Annotated in this window: 15 protein-coding genes; 4 read left to right on the top strand and 11 right to left on the bottom strand. The window is 70.9% G+C overall.

Features of this window, described 5'->3' with window-relative positions:
• Positions 1–39: 39 nt before the first annotated feature.
• From efeB to AB0O15_RS16160, 5 genes are all read right to left on the bottom strand, one after another.
• Complete coding sequence (efeB, locus tag AB0O15_RS16180; RefSeq protein WP_364318933.1) at positions 40–1,299, bottom strand: iron uptake transporter deferrochelatase/peroxidase subunit; 1,260 nt, start codon at positions 1,297–1,299, stop codon at positions 40–42.
• Positions 1,296–2,429 (bottom strand): iron uptake system protein EfeO, encoded by a 1,134-nt coding sequence (efeO, locus tag AB0O15_RS16175; RefSeq protein WP_364318931.1) that lies wholly within the window; start codon positions 2,427–2,429, stop codon positions 1,296–1,298. The genes efeB and efeO overlap by 4 nt, the downstream gene beginning before the upstream one ends.
• Before the next feature lie 7 nt (positions 2,430–2,436).
• On the bottom strand, positions 2,437–3,273 hold the full coding sequence (efeU, locus tag AB0O15_RS16170; RefSeq protein WP_364318929.1) for an iron uptake transporter permease EfeU: 837 nt from the start codon (positions 3,271–3,273) through the stop codon (positions 2,437–2,439).
• Positions 3,274–3,413: 140 nt separating this feature from the next.
• Complete coding sequence (locus tag AB0O15_RS16165; protein WP_364318928.1) at positions 3,414–3,611, bottom strand: DUF397 domain-containing protein; 198 nt, start codon at positions 3,609–3,611, stop codon at positions 3,414–3,416.
• Between the two features lie 51 nt (positions 3,612–3,662).
• Positions 3,663–4,508 carry a helix-turn-helix transcriptional regulator gene (locus AB0O15_RS16160; RefSeq protein ID WP_364318926.1) on the bottom strand — a complete coding sequence of 282 codons (846 nt, stop codon included), beginning with the start codon at positions 4,506–4,508 and terminating at the stop codon, positions 3,663–3,665.
• Between the two features lie 434 nt (positions 4,509–4,942).
• Between AB0O15_RS16160 and AB0O15_RS16155 the strand changes: the two genes are divergently transcribed.
• Entirely contained in the window at positions 4,943–5,494 is a 552-nt protein-coding gene (locus AB0O15_RS16155) for a hypothetical protein (protein WP_364318924.1), read from the top strand.
• 7 nt (positions 5,495–5,501) lie between these two features.
• Here the strand turns inward: AB0O15_RS16155 and manA are convergent, their stop codons facing one another.
• The 6 genes from manA to AB0O15_RS16125 all read right to left on the bottom strand — a co-directional run bounded on the left by manA (position 5,502) and on the right by AB0O15_RS16125 (position 11,215).
• Positions 5,502–6,638, bottom strand: a complete 1,137-nt coding sequence (gene manA, locus AB0O15_RS16150) for a mannose-6-phosphate isomerase, class I (protein WP_364319055.1) — start codon at positions 6,636–6,638, stop codon at positions 5,502–5,504.
• A gap of 5 nt (positions 6,639–6,643) precedes the next feature.
• Entirely contained in the window at positions 6,644–7,603 is a 960-nt protein-coding gene (locus tag AB0O15_RS16145; protein WP_364318922.1) for a cation diffusion facilitator family transporter, read from the bottom strand.
• On the bottom strand, positions 7,600–8,829 hold the full coding sequence (locus AB0O15_RS16140) for an SIS domain-containing protein (protein ID WP_364318920.1): 1,230 nt from the start codon (positions 8,827–8,829) through the stop codon (positions 7,600–7,602). The genes AB0O15_RS16145 and AB0O15_RS16140 overlap by 4 nt, the downstream gene beginning before the upstream one ends.
• A complete protein-coding gene (locus AB0O15_RS16135) occupies positions 8,826–9,008 on the bottom strand; it encodes a Trm112 family protein (protein WP_364318918.1) in 183 nt (60 codons plus the stop codon). The genes AB0O15_RS16140 and AB0O15_RS16135 overlap by 4 nt, the downstream gene beginning before the upstream one ends.
• A gap of 47 nt (positions 9,009–9,055) precedes the next feature.
• Complete coding sequence (locus tag AB0O15_RS16130; protein ID WP_364318916.1) at positions 9,056–10,435, bottom strand: phosphomannomutase/phosphoglucomutase; 1,380 nt, start codon at positions 10,433–10,435, stop codon at positions 9,056–9,058.
• A gap of 126 nt (positions 10,436–10,561) precedes the next feature.
• On the bottom strand, positions 10,562–11,215 hold the full coding sequence (locus AB0O15_RS16125; RefSeq protein ID WP_364318914.1) for an endonuclease V: 654 nt from the start codon (positions 11,213–11,215) through the stop codon (positions 10,562–10,564).
• Between the two features lie 54 nt (positions 11,216–11,269).
• Between AB0O15_RS16125 and AB0O15_RS16120 the strand changes: the two genes are divergently transcribed.
• From AB0O15_RS16120 to AB0O15_RS16110, 3 genes are all read left to right on the top strand, one after another.
• Positions 11,270–12,562 carry a GAF domain-containing protein gene (locus AB0O15_RS16120; RefSeq protein WP_364318912.1) on the top strand — a complete coding sequence of 431 codons (1,293 nt, stop codon included), beginning with the start codon at positions 11,270–11,272 and terminating at the stop codon, positions 12,560–12,562.
• Positions 12,563–12,707: 145 nt separating this feature from the next.
• Positions 12,708–14,231, top strand: a complete 1,524-nt coding sequence (adh, locus tag AB0O15_RS16115; protein WP_364318910.1) for an aldehyde dehydrogenase — start codon at positions 12,708–12,710, stop codon at positions 14,229–14,231.
• Between the two features lie 75 nt (positions 14,232–14,306).
• Entirely contained in the window at positions 14,307–14,687 is a 381-nt protein-coding gene (locus tag AB0O15_RS16110) for a DUF779 domain-containing protein (RefSeq protein WP_364318908.1), read from the top strand.
• The last annotated feature ends 3 nt before the right edge of the window (positions 14,688–14,690 follow it).

Raw genomic sequence — 14,690 nt, 5'->3', positions numbered from 1 at the left:
TGCACTGTCTCCCTCGACGACGTGGTACCCGGGGGGTGATCATGCGTCGAAAAGCCGGCTCCCCCAGTGTTCCCCGGCCCCGGCCGGACCCGGTGGGCAGGCGAAGATCGCGCTGGCGACGTGTCGCAGATATTCGTTCATCTCATCCATCCGGGCCAGGCTTCGTTGCACCGGGATGAACGATTTGCGAGGATCCCGCTGGTACGCGATGAAGAACAGCCCGGCGTTGAGCCGGCCCAGCCCGTCCGAGCCGTCGACGAAGTTGTAGCCCCGGCGCAGCATCCGGGCGCCGTTGTTGGTCGAGTGGTGGGCCAGGCGCACGTGCGCGGTCTCGGCGACCAGCGGCTCGCCCTGATCGTCGACCGCCGTCAGGTCGATCTCGTCGAACTCGCGGGCCATCCCGAGCGGCGCGCCGTTGCTCTTGTGCCGGCCGACGATCATCTCCTGCTCGGCCAGCGACGACCGGTCCCAGGTCTCGATCAACATCCGGATCTTCCGGGCGACCAGGTACGAGCCACCGGTCATCCAGGCCGGCCCGTCGCCGTCCTGCACCCAGACGTGGTCGCGGAGCAGGCCGGCCTCCTCGGCCTTGATGTTCTTGGTGCCGTCCTTGAAGCCGAACAGGTTCCGGGGCGTGGCCTGCGACGTCGAGGTCGACGACGTACGCCCGAAGCCCAGCTGCGACCAGCGCACGCTGACCACCCCGAAACCGATCCGGGCCAGGTTGCGGATGGCGTGCACCGCCACCTGCGGGTCGTTCGCGCACGCCTGCACGGCCAGGTCACCGCCGGAGATGGCCGGGTCGAGCGCGTCGCCGGTGAACGCGGGCAGGTCGGCCAGCGCCTCCGGCCGCCGCTTGGCCAGGCCGAACCGGGTGAACAGCGACGGCCCGAACCCCACGGTCAGGGTGAGCTGGGAGGGCGGCAGCCCGGTGGCCTCGCCGGTGTCGTCCGGCGGCGCCTCGGCGATCCCGTTCATCGCCCCGATCGGCCCGGCGTCCTGCCCGGAGGTCATCCGGCGGGCCGCCGCGGTCCAGTCGGCGAGCATCTGGACCAGGCGCTCCCGGTCCTTGGTGATCACGTCGAAGGCGACGAAGTGCAGCCGGTCCTGCGCGGCCGTGGTGATGCCGGCCTGGTGCACGCCGTCGAACGGGATCGCGCCGCGCGCGTCCGGCCCGGGTGTGTCGTCCCGCTTGGCCAGGAAGGCGCCGCCGACCGCGACGGCGCCGGTCACCCCGGCCACGCCGGCGCCGGCGAGCGCGATCGCCCGCCGGCGGGAGACGCCCTGTTCGTCAGTCATTTCTTGGACACCACCGCGGCCACCTTGCTGATCGGCTCGGCCAGCGCGTTGATCGCGTCGGACAGGTCCTTGAGGTCGGCCTGCGAGAGCTGGTCGTGCAGCTTCCAGCCGTCACCGGCCCGGTGCTTCGCCAGCGCGGTGTCGACGTTGGCGAACTCGGTGTCCAGCGTCTTGACCAGCGCGGCGTCGCGCTCCTCGAGCACCGGCCGCAGCGCGGCGATGGCCGCCTTGGAACCCTCCACGTTGGCGTTGAAGTCCCACAGGTCGGTGTGCGAGTAGCGGTCCTCCTCACCGGTGATCTTGCCGGTGGCGACCTCGTCGAGCAGGCCCTTGGCGCCGTTGGCGAGCTGGAGCGGGGAGAGCTTCTCGGCCTGCGCCTTGGCCACGATCTCCTTGACGTCGGTGAGCAGCTGGTCGGCGATCGGGCCGTCCTTCGAGATGTCCGGCTTGGCCGCCCACAGGTCCTTCTCGATCCGGTGGAAGCCGCCGAACGTCATGCCCTCCTCGGTGACCTCCTCGCGGCCGTCGATCCGGGGGTCGAGGTCGCCGAAGATCTCGGCGACCGGCTCGATCCGCTCCCAGTAGGTCCGCGCGATCGGGAACAGGGTCTTGGCCTTGGCCACGTCGCCGGCCTTGACCGCGGTCACGAACTCCTCGGTCTTGACCAGCAGCGCGTCCGTCTGGGACTTCACGTACCGCGAGTAGCTGCCGGTCGCCGCGGCCAGGGCGGCGTCGTCGGTCAGCGGCGCCGACGAGCCGGACACGGTGAACGCGGCCCGGATGCCCTTGCCGATCATGCCCGGCTTGCAGGCGGTCTCGTACGACCCGGCGGGCAGCTCGACGTGCAGCTCACGGGACAGGCCGGGGGCGATGTTCTCGACCTCGCCCATCACCCGGTCGCCCGGGGCGTACACGTAGAACTCGGTGACCTTCTGGCCCTTGTTGGTCACGCTGAAGACGCTGGTGCCGGCGTCGGCCTCGGCGCGGGCGACCTTGCAGGCGCTGTCGTCGGCGGCGACCGGGATCGGGCCGCCCTTCTCGCCACCGGCGGCCGGGGTGTCCGGGTCGCCGCTGCCGCAGCCGGCCAGCGCGAGGGCGCCGGCCGCGGTGATCACGATGAGGCGTCGCATGGTTCTCCTATTGCTGAGGCGCGGCCACGGGCGCCGGGGTGGACTTTCTTGTGCGGAGGAAGAGAAAGAGGACCGGCAGGCCGTACGCGACCCAGGCGATCACCTCGACCACCGACGCCGTCGGGGTGAGGTTGAACATGCCGGTGAGCAGCGCGGTGTACCAGGCGCTGGGGTCGAGCGTGCCGCTGATGTCGTAGGCCAGGTTGTTGAGGCCCGGGAGCACGCCGGACTCCTGGAGGTCGTGCACGCCGTACTTGAGAATGCCGGCGGCGACCAGGATGAGCAGGGCGCCGGTCACGGTGAAGAAGACCGTCAGATTGATCCGGATCGCCGTGGCGTACATCAGGAATCCGATGACGACGGCCGTGCCGATCCCGCCGAGCAGCGCCAGCAACGGCCCGCTGTTGCTCGAGGCGCCCTGGACGGCCGAGTAGAAGATCAGCGAGGTCTCGAGGCCCTCGCGGACCACGGCCAGGAAGGCCATCACGCCGACCGCGACCGAGCCGACCCCGAGCGCGTCCTGCATCTTGCCGCGCAGCTCACCGGCGATGGACCGGGCGGCGCGGCGCATCCAGAAGATCATCCAGGTGACGAAGCCGACCGCCGCGATCGAGGTGATCGCCTCGAACAGCTCGCGGTGCTCGTACTTCTGGAGCAGCGTGGTCTCGGTGTAGCTGAGCAGCCAGCCGAAGATGACGGACAACGCGACGGCCAGGGCGACCCCGGCCCAGACCTGGATCAGCCGGTCCTTGCGCTCGGACTTCACCAGGAACGCGATCAGGATGCTGACCACCAGCGTGGCTTCCAGACCCTCACGCAGACCGATGAGGTAGGTCGCGAGCATGACGGTTCCTTTGCTAAGGCATTCCTAACTTAGGTTCGGCATACCTTAGGCATCGCGAGGCCCTGTCCGTCAAGGAGCTTGTGATGTAAACGAACGGGCGGCCCCGGATCTATCCGGGACCGCCCGTCGGACGAGAGGGCTCACTGACGGTCGAACTCGCCGTCACGCACACCCTTGATGAAGGCGCCCCACTCGGGCGCCGTGAAGCGCAGCATCGGTCCGGCGGCGTCCTTGGAGTCCCGCACGTAGACGGTCGCGGTGGTCTCCGCCACCTCCACGCAATGACCCGCGGCGCCGGAGCGGCTGCTCTTGTGCCAGACCAGCTTGTTATCGGTCAAGACATCCCCTCCCCGGAGATTTGTGATCCATCCTGGGGAACGATCCAGCGGTCAGCGAAGGTAGTCGCTCGATCGGGTGAAGCGGTCGCGGCTCGCCTCGGCGTCGAGGGCCCGGGCGCGGACGTCGTCGAAGGCCTCCCGGAAGACGCTCACCTCATCCTCCTTGAGGTGGAAGGAACCCCCGGTCAGGCCCTCGCTGTGGACAATCGGGCCGCGGGCGTTGCCGGCGAATTCGAAGATCATGAAGGACTCCGACTGCGCCGCGTGCGCGCCCGCCGAGAACGGCAGCACCAGCAGCTCGACGCCGGGGCGCATGCTCGCCTCGTGCAGCCGCTGCAACTGCCGGCGCAACACGCCCCGGCCACCGACCTCGCGGTGCAGCACGGCCTCGTCGAGCACCACGGTCAGCCGCGGCGGAGGGTCGCGGACCAGCACCGCTTGCCGGGCCATCCGCAGCGCCAGACGGCGGTGGATCGTTTCAGGGTCGCCGATGTCGGCGCCGACCTCGATCACGGCCCGGGCGTACTCGTCGGTCTGGAGCAGGCCCGGGACGATCTGGGTCTCCCACTCCTGGAGCGCGACGGCCTCGGCCTCGAGCGCGACGTACTCGTCGTAGGGCGCCGGGACCGACGACCGGTACGGCGTCCACCACACCCGATCGCGGCCGCGCCGGGCCAGGTGATGGAGCCGGTCGCGGATGTCGGACTGGGCGCCGTAGGTGCTGAGGAGGCGGTCGAGATCGGGCTCGCTGATGCCGGTCCGCGCCGTCTCGATCCGGCTCAGTTTGGACTCCGACCAGCCCAGCAGGCGAGCCACCGACGCGCCGCGCCGTTCCCCCCGGAGGCGACGTAGTTCGTCACCCAGTTCCCGTCGTGCCGTTGATGTCGGCCTTGCCACGCGAACACCGTACCGGGATGGATACGTTCTGCAACTTGCATAGCGCCATATGCACTTGCAGACAGGAGGTGACCGGGTGCTTAATGAAAACGAAAGCACCACCGGTGGCGGCAACCGCCGGGCTTGTGAGAAGGCCCCGTCCAGCGGCGTGGACGGGGCCTTCTTCAACGGTCGGCGGCATGAACCCCTGGACAGCGAACGGGGCGACGGGTCAAAGACCCGCCGCCCCGTTCATCCCCCCGGTTTGGTACCGCGCGCGTCCGTGGGACCCCCCGATCACCAATGACGCTGCGTGTTTGTAGCTTCACACTCCGCGAACGCTCATGTCAAGCAAATCCGGAAATTTCCGATTCGAGAAGTTTGAGTAGCGCGGATCCGAGATCCAGCGCGCCACCCCAACAGGAATCTGACATCGCCCTGTGAGGGTCCTCGCCATGTCTCCTCAGATGCGGCTGAGCCGCTGTGCCGCCGGGCTCGTCCTCCTCCTCGCCGGCTGTTCCGGAACGGACACCGAACCGCCGAAGGTGGCCTCCCTCCGGACCTCGGCGGCGCCGTCGAGCGCGCCGGCCGCGGCCGCCGGCCAGCGACCGGTGTACCCCGTCGACGCCACCGACGACGAACGGCGGGCGGTGAGCGAGCCCTGGGTCGCCTGCCTGGTGGCGAAGGGTGGCCCCAAGTGGAAGCGGGACGCCGACGCCCTGCTCCTGAAGGGCGTGACGCCGGCCGACGACCCGGAAGGCAAGGACGTGCTCGAAGCCTGCCTGGCCAAGCAGCCGGAGGCGTACGACGACCACCAGAAACGGACAGACCCGGCGACGTTCAAGGACAACCAGCGTGCCTGGTACCGCTGCGCCCAGGACGCCGGCTACAAGCTGACCGCCCCCGACCCGGACACCGCCGAATTCGGCCTGACCGAGATCGGCCCGAACGGTGACGCCGGCTCGCCCAAGATGCAGGAGTGCAAGCGGAAGGCGTTCGCCGAATGAGGCCGAGCTAGGCCGGGGCGGCGACGAAGATCGTGCCGGTGCCGGCGGCCGAGATCGGGCCGGCCGACGCCGGGGCGAACGCGGCCGTCCCCGGCGTGATCTCGACCGGTGTCCCGTGCCCCTCGGCAACAAACGCGTCGCCCTCGACGCCGAGGATGATGCGCGGGCCCTCGGCCGGCACCGTCGTGGGCGGCCGCGTCCCCGACAACTCCAGGCAGTAGAGCCGGAAGTCGCGGATCGGCACCTCCCAGGTGGAGACGCCCGGCGCGACCTCGGTGGCCGGCAGGATCGGGTCGGCCAGAACCTCGAAGCGCAACACCCGGAGCAGTTCGTCGACGTCGACCCGCTTCGGGGTCAGCCCGCCACGCAGCACGTTGTCGCTGGCCGCCATGATCTCCACGCCGGCGCCCTCGAGGTAGGCGTGCAGGTTGCCGGCCGGCATCCAGATCGCCTCGCCCGGACGCAGCGTCACGTGGTTGAGCAGCAGCGCGACCAACACGCCGGGGTCGGACGGGTAGCCCTTGGCCAGGCCGCGCGCGAGCGGCGTGTCGGCGGCGGCCACCAGCGACGCCCGGTCGTCGGCGGGCCAGCTGAGCAGCAGCCGCACGGCCTCGGCCAGACCGGCGGGCCCGGTACGCAGGGCGGCCACCACCGGCGCCAGGGCGGGCACGCCGAAGGACTCCAGGACGTCGGCCGACACCGACGGATCGCGGAAGCCGCACAGGGCCTGGAACTCGGTCAGCGCCACGAGCATCTCGGGCTTGTGGTTGGCGTCGGTGTAGTTGCGCGGCAGCGACGGGTCGGCCTCCTGCGCGGCGAACGCCGTCCGCGCGTACGCGAGGTCGGGGTGGGCCTGCAGCGACAGCGGCGCCGACGCGGCCAGCACCTTCACCAGGTAGGGCAGTCGCGGGCCGAACTCCTCGACCACCGGCGCGCCGAGCTGACCGGCCGGGTCGGCCTCGATGACGTCGGCCAGGCTGGCCGGGCCGTCGTGCCCACGCAGCGTCGACGGGTCGCCCGGGTGGGCGCCCAGCCACATCTCGGCCTCGGGCTGGTCGGTCGGGGCGGGCCGGCCCTGGAGCTCGGCCAGGAAGGTGCGCGAACCCCAGGCGTACGGCCGGACGTTGCCGACGAGCCCGTGCACGCCGCTCATGACGCGTGCGCCGGGGGTGCCGCCTCGGCCGCGGGCGTGGCCGCCGGCCGGTAGATGTCGGGCTCGATGTAGATCACCCGGGCGATCGGCAGGGCCGCCCGGATCCGGGACTCGGCCTCGTTGATGTGCGTGGCGATCTCGTCGGCCCGTTCCGACCGCGGCACCGCGATCTTCGCCGCGACCAGCAGCTCTTCCGGACCGAGATAGAGGGTCTTCATGTGGATGATGCGCTCGACGCCCTCGCCCGCCAGGAAGGCCTGCTCGATCTTGCGGATGTCCTCGGGCGTCGCGCCCTCGCCGAGGAGCAAGCTCTTGGTCTCGATCGCCAGGATGATCGCGATGCACACCAGCAGCAGGCCGATCGCCGCGGTGCCGATGCCGTCCCAGACGCCGTTGCCGGTCAGCAGGGTGAGCACCACGCCGAAGAAGGCGAAGATCAGGCCGATCAGGGCGCCGAGGTCTTCGAGCAGCACCACCGGCAGCTCGGGCGCCTTGGCCCGGCGCACGAACTGGACCCAGGAGATGTTCCCGCGGGTGTGGTTGGACTCCTTGATCGCCGTGCGGAAGGAGAAGCTCTCCAGGCCGATCGCGATGATCAGCACGACGATCGGGACCCACTGCCAGCTCTCGATCGGCTCGGGGTGGGAGATCTTGTGGTACGCCTCGTACAGCGCGAACAGGCCACCGACGCTGAACAGCACGATCGCCACGATGAAGGCGTAGATGTAGCGGTCCCGTCCGTACCCGAAGGGGTGGTCGGGGGTGGCCTTGCGCCGCGAGCGCTTGCCGCCGAGCAGAAGCAGGGCCTGGTTGCCGGAGTCGGCGACCGAGTGGATCGACTCGGCCAGCATCGACGACGACCCGGTCAGCAGCCAGGCGATGAACTTGGTGACGGCGATGCCCAGGTTGGCCGCGAGGGCCGCGATGATCGCCCGGGTGCCGCCGCCCGCGCTCACGCTCGGCCCTCCGGCTTCGGGTTGCTCAGTTCCTTCATCTCGTCGATCGCCGGCACCGCCATCGGGTCGAGCCCGTGGGCCAGGGCCAGGTAGAGCGAGGCGAAGTCGGGCACCGCGACCAGCGACGCCAGCCGTTCCAGGGCCGAGCCGCCCTCGGCCACCAGCACGTCGCAGCGCACGCCGCGGCGCTCGGCCAACGTCTGCACGGCGTCGGCCCGGCGCTCCTCGACCGCGATCGGCTCGTCCGCGTCGTCCTCGGGGTTGAGGCCACCGTCGCGGAAGATCACCAGCCGCAGCCGGGTCGACGCGACCTCGTCGGCCTCGTCCTCGGGGTCGGCGAAGATGTCCCGGGACGACTCGGCCAGGCCGCCGAACACGCCGTCGAGCAGGCCGACCCGGCCCCGGCCGGCCTCGCCCAGGGAACCGGCCATCACCGGGTAGCGGGCATTCGCGGCCAGCGTGTCGGCGAACCGGCGGGCGGCCACCGTGGCCAGCGGGGACGAGCCCCAGATGACCGGCACCGAGCCGGCCAGGCCCAGGGCCAGCGCCTTGGCCGGGTTGACGAAGGACTCGGCGCCGGGACGGGACCGCTCGGCGTCGGCGTCGAGCCGGGTCGCGGTCTCGGCCACATCGGCCTCGTTGACCTTGACCAGGCCGAGGCTGCGGGCGGCGATCAGCACCGGCACGGTGAGCCCCCACAGGCTGGCCCGGGCCGGCGCGCGGCGCGGCACCGGGATGAACGGCGCGCGGGCGCGCTCGGCCATCGCCTGCAACTCGGAGTCGGGGCTGCCGATGGCCACCAGGCGCGCGCCACGCCGGGCGGCGGCGTCGGCCGCGGCCAGCGCCTCGGGGCTGCGCCCGCTGCCGGAGACGGCGATCACCACGTCGGCCGCGCCGACCCAGCCCGGCAGCGCCGAGCTGCGGTGGCCGACGATCGGCACCGGGCAGCGCGGACCGGCGACGGTGGACAGGATGTTGCCGGTCAGGCCGGCGGTGCCGATGCCGGCGACCACGACGGCCCGCGGCCGGCCCTCTTCGGCCAGCCCGGTCAGGTCGGCCTCGGCGGCCAGGGCCGCCGCCTCGCGCACCTGGGCGCCGGCCGACGCGGTGGCCCGCAGCATGCCGCCCGGGTCGCTGGCCAGCATGGCCTGCTCGTCGTCCAGCAGCGACTCGTCGACGTGCCGGTGGCCGTTGACCCCGGCCGCACCCTCCAGCGGGACGGTCATCGGGCCTCCCCCGGCAGCCGGGCCTCGTCGAGCAGCAGGATCGGGATGTCGTCCCGGATCTCGAACACGCGACCGCACTCGGTGCAGGTCAGCGTCTGCGCGTCGGCGTCATGCGTCAACGGCGCGTGGTGCGTGTCCGGGCACGCCAGTATGTCCAGCAACTGCGGATCGAGGGCCACGGAGAAGGCTCCCTTATGGGGTGGCGGTCGGAGGCAACCTGCAGATCCTAACCTCGGACGATGGCCAGCACCTCGTCGCGGAGGGCGGCCATGCGGTCGGGCTTGGGCGCCTCCACATTGAGCCGCAGCAGTGGCTCGGTGTTCGAGGCCCGCAGGTTGAACCAGGCGCCGTCGGCCAGCGTGGCGGTGAGCCCGTCCAGATCGTCGAAGGTGGCGTCCGGGTACGCCGCGCGTACCTCGGCGGTCTTGGCCTTGGCGTCGGCGACCGTGGAGTTGATCTCACCAGAGGCGGAGTAGCGCTCGAACTCGGCGGCGAAGCCGGACAGCGGCCGGTCCTGCTCGCCCAGCGCGGCCAGCACGTGCAGGGCGGCCAGCATGCCGGTGTCGGCGAACCAGAAGTCGCGGAAGTAGTAGTGCGCCGAGTGCTCGCCGCCGAACACCGCGTTGGTGCGGGCCATCTCGGCCTTGATGAACGAGTGGCCGACCCGGCTGCGCAGCGGCTTGCCGCCGTTCTCGGCGATGATCTCGGGCACCGCGAGCGAGGTGATCACGTTGTGGATGACCGTGCTGCCCGGGAACTTGGCCAGCTCACGCTTGGCGACCAGCGCGGTGATCGCGGACGGCGAGACCGGGTCGCCGTTCTCGTCGATCACGAAGCAGCGGTCGGCGTCGCCGTCGAAGGCCAGGCCGAGGTCGGCGCCCTGGGTCCGCACGGCCTCCTGCAGGTCGACCAGGTTGGCCGGGTCGAGCGGGTTGGCCTCGTGGTTGGGGAACGTTCCGTCCAGCTCGAAGTAGAGCGGCACGATGGTCAGCGGCAGCGCCGGCAGCACCTGGTCGCCGAGCACGGCCGGCACGGTGTGCCCGCCCATCCCGTTGCCGGCGTCGACGATCACCTTGAGCGGCCGGATGCCGGACAGGTCGACCAGCGAGCGCAGGTGGGCGGCGTAGTCGGCGAGCAGGTCGAGGTGTTCCACCCGCTGGGGCCCGTCGGCGACCCGGTCGAGGTCGTCGAGCAGCTCCTGGGCCCGGATGCGGATGATCGCCAGGCCGCTGTCCTGGCCGATCGCGCGGGCGCCGGCCCGGCACAGCTTGATGCCGTTGTACTGGGCCGGGTTGTGGCTCGCGGTGAACATCGCCCCGGGCAGGCCGAGCGCGCCGGAGGCGTAGTAGAGCTGGTCGGTGGAGCCCAGGCCGATGTGCAGGACGGCCGAGCCGGCCGCGTTGGCGCCCTCGGCAAACGCCGCCGCCAGGCCGGGACCGCTGGCCCGCATGTCGTGGGCGATCACGACCCGGTCGGCGTCGTCGCCGGACTCCCGCAGCATCTCGATGAACGCGGTGCCCAGCGCCCGGGCCGCCGCCTCGTCGAACTGGTCGGGGACGACGCCACGGACGTCGTACGCCTTGACGATCTGCGACAGATCAGACAATGCTCGCTCCTCAGCCCTGGGGATCCTGTCGCGAGACTAACGGAGCACGGGTAGCGGAACGGCCGCAACCGCGCAGCATGCGTCTCGGCCTCGTTGCAACGAGGCATCTTCATTGCGGCGCGCTTCTCAACGCGTGGCGCTTTTCAACGCGGCGCGGCACGCGTGGTCGGCGGCCCGGGTGGTCTCGGGCAGGCGGTAGCGGGACGTCAGGCGGAGGGTCAGCGCGCAGGCGGTGTCCAGGTCCATGCGGTGGCCGGCCGAGACGTACACCGGTTTGACCCGATCCTGGGTACGCAACAGCGCGCCCACCTCGTCGCCACGGTCGATCAGCGCCGACCGGTCGCCCCGCCGCTCCCCCGGCTCGTCCGCCTCGCCCACCAGCCGGGTCTTGCCGACGCCGAGGGTGGGCAGGTCGAGCAGCACGCCCAGGTGGCAGGCCAGACCGAAGCGACGCGGATGAGCCCGGCCCTGCCCGTCGCAGACCACCACCTCCGGCTGGTCTTTCAACTGCGAAAACGCGTCGAGTACGGCGGGAAGCTCGCGGAACGCGAACAGCCCCGGCACGTACGGGAAGGCCGGCTCACCGATCACCACCGCGGTCTCCCGGACCGACAGGTCCGCCTCGAGCACCACCACAGCCGCGGCCAGCCGGTCCTCGCCGTAGGCAACATCCACCCCGGCGAACGTCGACGGCGTTATCGGCACCGGCCCATCGAGCAGTTGCGGGCGCAATTCGTCTTGAATCGCGAAGGCTTCGCTGGGAGTTGACGGCCAATCCACGCACCAGAGGCTAGGCCAGTTGTCCAGAGCGGTGATGCGGGTCACGATGGGGGCATGGCCAACCCGTGGCTCGCCCTCGACCTGGGTGCCGATCCGGCTGAGCGGATCCGGCAGGTCGGCCGTGCCCACGAACGGTTCGTCACCGGGGACCATCAGATCGGCGGTCCGGCGGCCATCCGCAGCGTGGTGGCCGACTCGTGGCGGCGCTCGGCCGACGCGATCACGCCCGAGAGCACCGCCCCGATCGAGATCGCCGACGGCGACCTGGAGGCCTACCGGGCGGCCCACCCGCTGGCCCGGGTGCTGCCGATCTTCCGCGACCTGCTCGGCGGGCTGGCCGACGACGGCGACCACCTGATGGCGGTCTGCGACGCGCACGGGCGGCTGCTCTGGGTGGAGGGGACGCCGACGGTGCTGCGCGCGGCCGACGCGATGAACTTCGTGCCGGGGGCCCGCTGGGACGAGGCGCACGCCGGCACCAACGCCCCGGGCACCGCGCTGGCCGTCGACCACCCGCTGCAGATCTTCGCCACCGAACATTTCAGCCGGCCGGTGCAGCGCTGGACCTGTGCGGCCGCCCCGATCCACGACCCCGCCACCGGCCGGTTGCTCGGCGCCATCGACGTGACCGGCGGCGACCACCTCGCCAACCCCCACAGCCTGGCTCTGGTACGCGCGACCGCCCTGGCCGCCGAGGCGTTCCTCGCCACCGAACGCCGCTCGTCCGGGGTCACGCCCACGGTGGCGGTGCTGGGCCGCGACGAGGCCCTGCTGACCCACCGCGGCCGGCGGCTCCGGCTCGGCCGCCGCCACTCCGAGCTGCTGGTCCTGCTGCTGACGCACCCCGAGGGACGCACCGGGGACCAGCTGGGCCTCGACCTCTATCTCGACGATCTGAACCCGGTCACGGTCCGGGCCGAGCTCTCCCGGCTGCGCCGGATCCTCGGGCCCGAGCTGCTCGACTCCCGCCCCTACCGGCTGCACGCCGACCTGAGCGCCGACTTCAGCACGGTCACCGACCACCTCGACGCCGGCCGGGTGGCCGAAGCCCTGTCCGAGTACGCCGGCCCGCTGCTGCCCGCCTCGGACGCCCCCGGCGTGGTCCGCCTACGGCGCGCGCTCGAGACCCGGCTCCGCGACACGCTGCTCCGGCGGGCCGACCACACCCTCCTGGAGAAGTGGGTCCGTTCCTCGTGGGGTGCCGACGATCTGGAGATGTGGGAGATGTATGCCGCGCTGCTCCCGGCCCGCTCGCCGGCCCGGGGCGCGGCGCTGAACCGCGTCGGCCGGCTCGCCGCCGATTTCGGCCTCCGCACCCGCCGACCCGGCGGCGGCGTGCGGCCTTGACCACGACGGCGGTCCGCTGAAACCACGGGACTCTTCTGCGCCCGTACCCGCAAAAGCTCTTGACCTTGACTTTGCAACGTCCTTGCAACGTTCCCGTAACTAGCGTCGCACTCATCGTGAGTCCCCCAACACGGAGGCGACCAGCATGACCATCTACTCACCGCCCAACACCGACGGTGCGATCGTCAACTACGAGAGCCGTTACGACCACTACATCGGTGGCGAGTACGTGCCGCCGGTCAAGGGTCAGTACTTCGACAACCCCACGCCGGTCACCGGTGAGACCTTCTGCGAGATCGCCCGCGGCACGGCCGAGGACGTCGAGCGCGCCCTCGACGCGGCGCACGGCGCGGCCGACGCCTGGGGCCGCACCTCGCCCGCCGAGCGCGCCAACATCCTCAACAAGATCGCCGACCGGATGGAGGCGAACCTCGAGAAGCTCGCGGTCGCCGAGGCCTGGGAGAACGGCAAGCCGGTCCGCGAGACGCTGGCCGCCGACCTGCCGCTGGCGATCGACCACTTCCGCTACTTCGCCGGCGCCATCCGCGCCCAGGAGGGCTCGCTCGCCGAGATCGACGACGACACCGTCGCCTACCACTTCCACGAGCCGCTCGGGGTGGTCGCCCAGATCATCCCGTGGAACTTCCCGATCCTGATGGCCGTGTGGAAGCTCGCGCCCGCCCTGGCCGCCGGCAACGCGGTCGTGCTCAAGCCGGCCGAGCAGACCCCGGCCTCCATCCACTACCTGATGTCGCTGGTCGGCGACCTGCTCCCGCCGGGCGTGCTGAACATCGTGAACGGCTTCGGCGTCGAGGCGGGCAAGCCGCTGGCGTCGTCCAGCCGGGTCGCTAAGGTCGCGTTCACCGGCGAGACCACCACCGGGCGGCTGATCATGCAGTACGCCTCGGAGAACCTGATCCCGGTCACCCTCGAGCTCGGGGGCAAGAGCCCGAACATCTTCTTCGACGACGTCTCGGCGGCCGACGACGACTTCATGGACAAGGCGCTCGAGGGCTTCGCGATGTTCGCGCTCAACCAGGGCGAGGTCTGCACCTGCCCGTCGCGCGCGCTGATCCAGCAGGGGCACTACAGCGACTTCCTGGCCGCCGGCGTGAAGCGGGTGGAGAACCTCAAGCAGGGCAACCCGCTGGACACCGACACCCAGGTCGGCGCGCAGGCCTCCAACGACCAGCTCGAGAAGATCCTGTCCTATCTGGACATCGGTCGCCAGGAGGGCGCCAAGGTGCTGATCGGCGGCGGCCGGGCCGACCTCGGCGGCACCCTGGCCGGCGGCTACTACGTGCAGCCGACGATCTTCGAGGGCAGCAACACCATGCGGATCTTCCAGGAGGAGATCTTCGGGCCGGTCGTGTCGGTGACCTCGTTCTCCGACTACGCCGACGCGATCAAGATCGCCAACGACACGTTGTACGGCCTGGGCGCCGGCGTGTGGACCCGGGACGGCAGCACGGCGTACCGGGCCGGCCGCAACATCAAGGCCGGTCGAGTGTGGACGAACTGCTACCACGCCTACCCGGCGCACGCCGCGTTCGGTGGCTACAAGCAGTCCGGCATCGGCCGGGAGAACCACAAGATGATGCTGGACCACTACCAGCAGACCAAGAACCTGCTGGTGTCGTACTCGCCCAAGGCTCTGGGCTTTTTCTAGGCCGGTTTTTCAAATTTGCCCTGGAGGCGCCGTGATGACGAACAAATTTGAAAAACCGGCCTAGGCCGCTGAGGAATGACAGTGACACGAGTCGACGTGACACCCGCGGCGGCCGACCTGATGCGGTCGCTGCGGGTGCAACACGGTCCGCTGATGTTCCACCAGTCCGGCGGCTGCTGCGACGGCAGCTCACCCATGTGCTACCTCGAGGGTGAGTTCCGTACCGGCGCGTCGGACGTGCTCCTGGAGGCGTTGCGCATCGACGGCATCGCCGAGCCGGTGACCTTCTGGATGTCCAAGTCCCAGTTCCAGCTCTGGAAGCACACGCACCTCACGGTGGACGTGGTCAAAGGGCGCGGTTCCGGCTTCTCGCTGGAGGCGCCCGAAGGCGTACGGTTCCTGATCCGCAGCCGGCTGCTCAGCGAGGAGGAGATCGCGGAGCTCGCCACTCGTTAGGGT

The sequence above is a fragment of the Actinoplanes sp. NPDC089786 genome (genome assembly GCF_040684855.1).
Lineage (GTDB): Bacteria > Actinomycetota > Actinomycetes > Mycobacteriales > Micromonosporaceae > Actinoplanes.
This window is presented reverse-complemented; position numbering and strand designations above follow the sequence as displayed.

Coding starts and splice junctions, on each gene's coding strand:
- adh (WP_364318910.1), top strand. CDS start 12,708: ATGACCATCTACTCACCGCCCAACACCGACGGTGCGATCGTCAACTAC.
- efeO (WP_364318931.1), bottom strand. CDS start 2,429: ATGCGACGCCTCATCGTGATCACCGCGGCCGGCGCCCTCGCGCTGGCC.
- AB0O15_RS16140 (WP_364318920.1), bottom strand. CDS start 8,829: ATGACCGTCCCGCTGGAGGGTGCGGCCGGGGTCAACGGCCACCGGCAC.
- efeB (WP_364318933.1), bottom strand. CDS start 1,299: ATGACTGACGAACAGGGCGTCTCCCGCCGGCGGGCGATCGCGCTCGCC.
- AB0O15_RS16110 (WP_364318908.1), top strand. CDS start 14,307: ATGACAGTGACACGAGTCGACGTGACACCCGCGGCGGCCGACCTGATG.
- AB0O15_RS16120 (WP_364318912.1), top strand. CDS start 11,270: ATGGCCAACCCGTGGCTCGCCCTCGACCTGGGTGCCGATCCGGCTGAG.
- efeU (WP_364318929.1), bottom strand. CDS start 3,273: ATGCTCGCGACCTACCTCATCGGTCTGCGTGAGGGTCTGGAAGCCACG.
- AB0O15_RS16155 (WP_364318924.1), top strand. CDS start 4,943: ATGTCTCCTCAGATGCGGCTGAGCCGCTGTGCCGCCGGGCTCGTCCTC.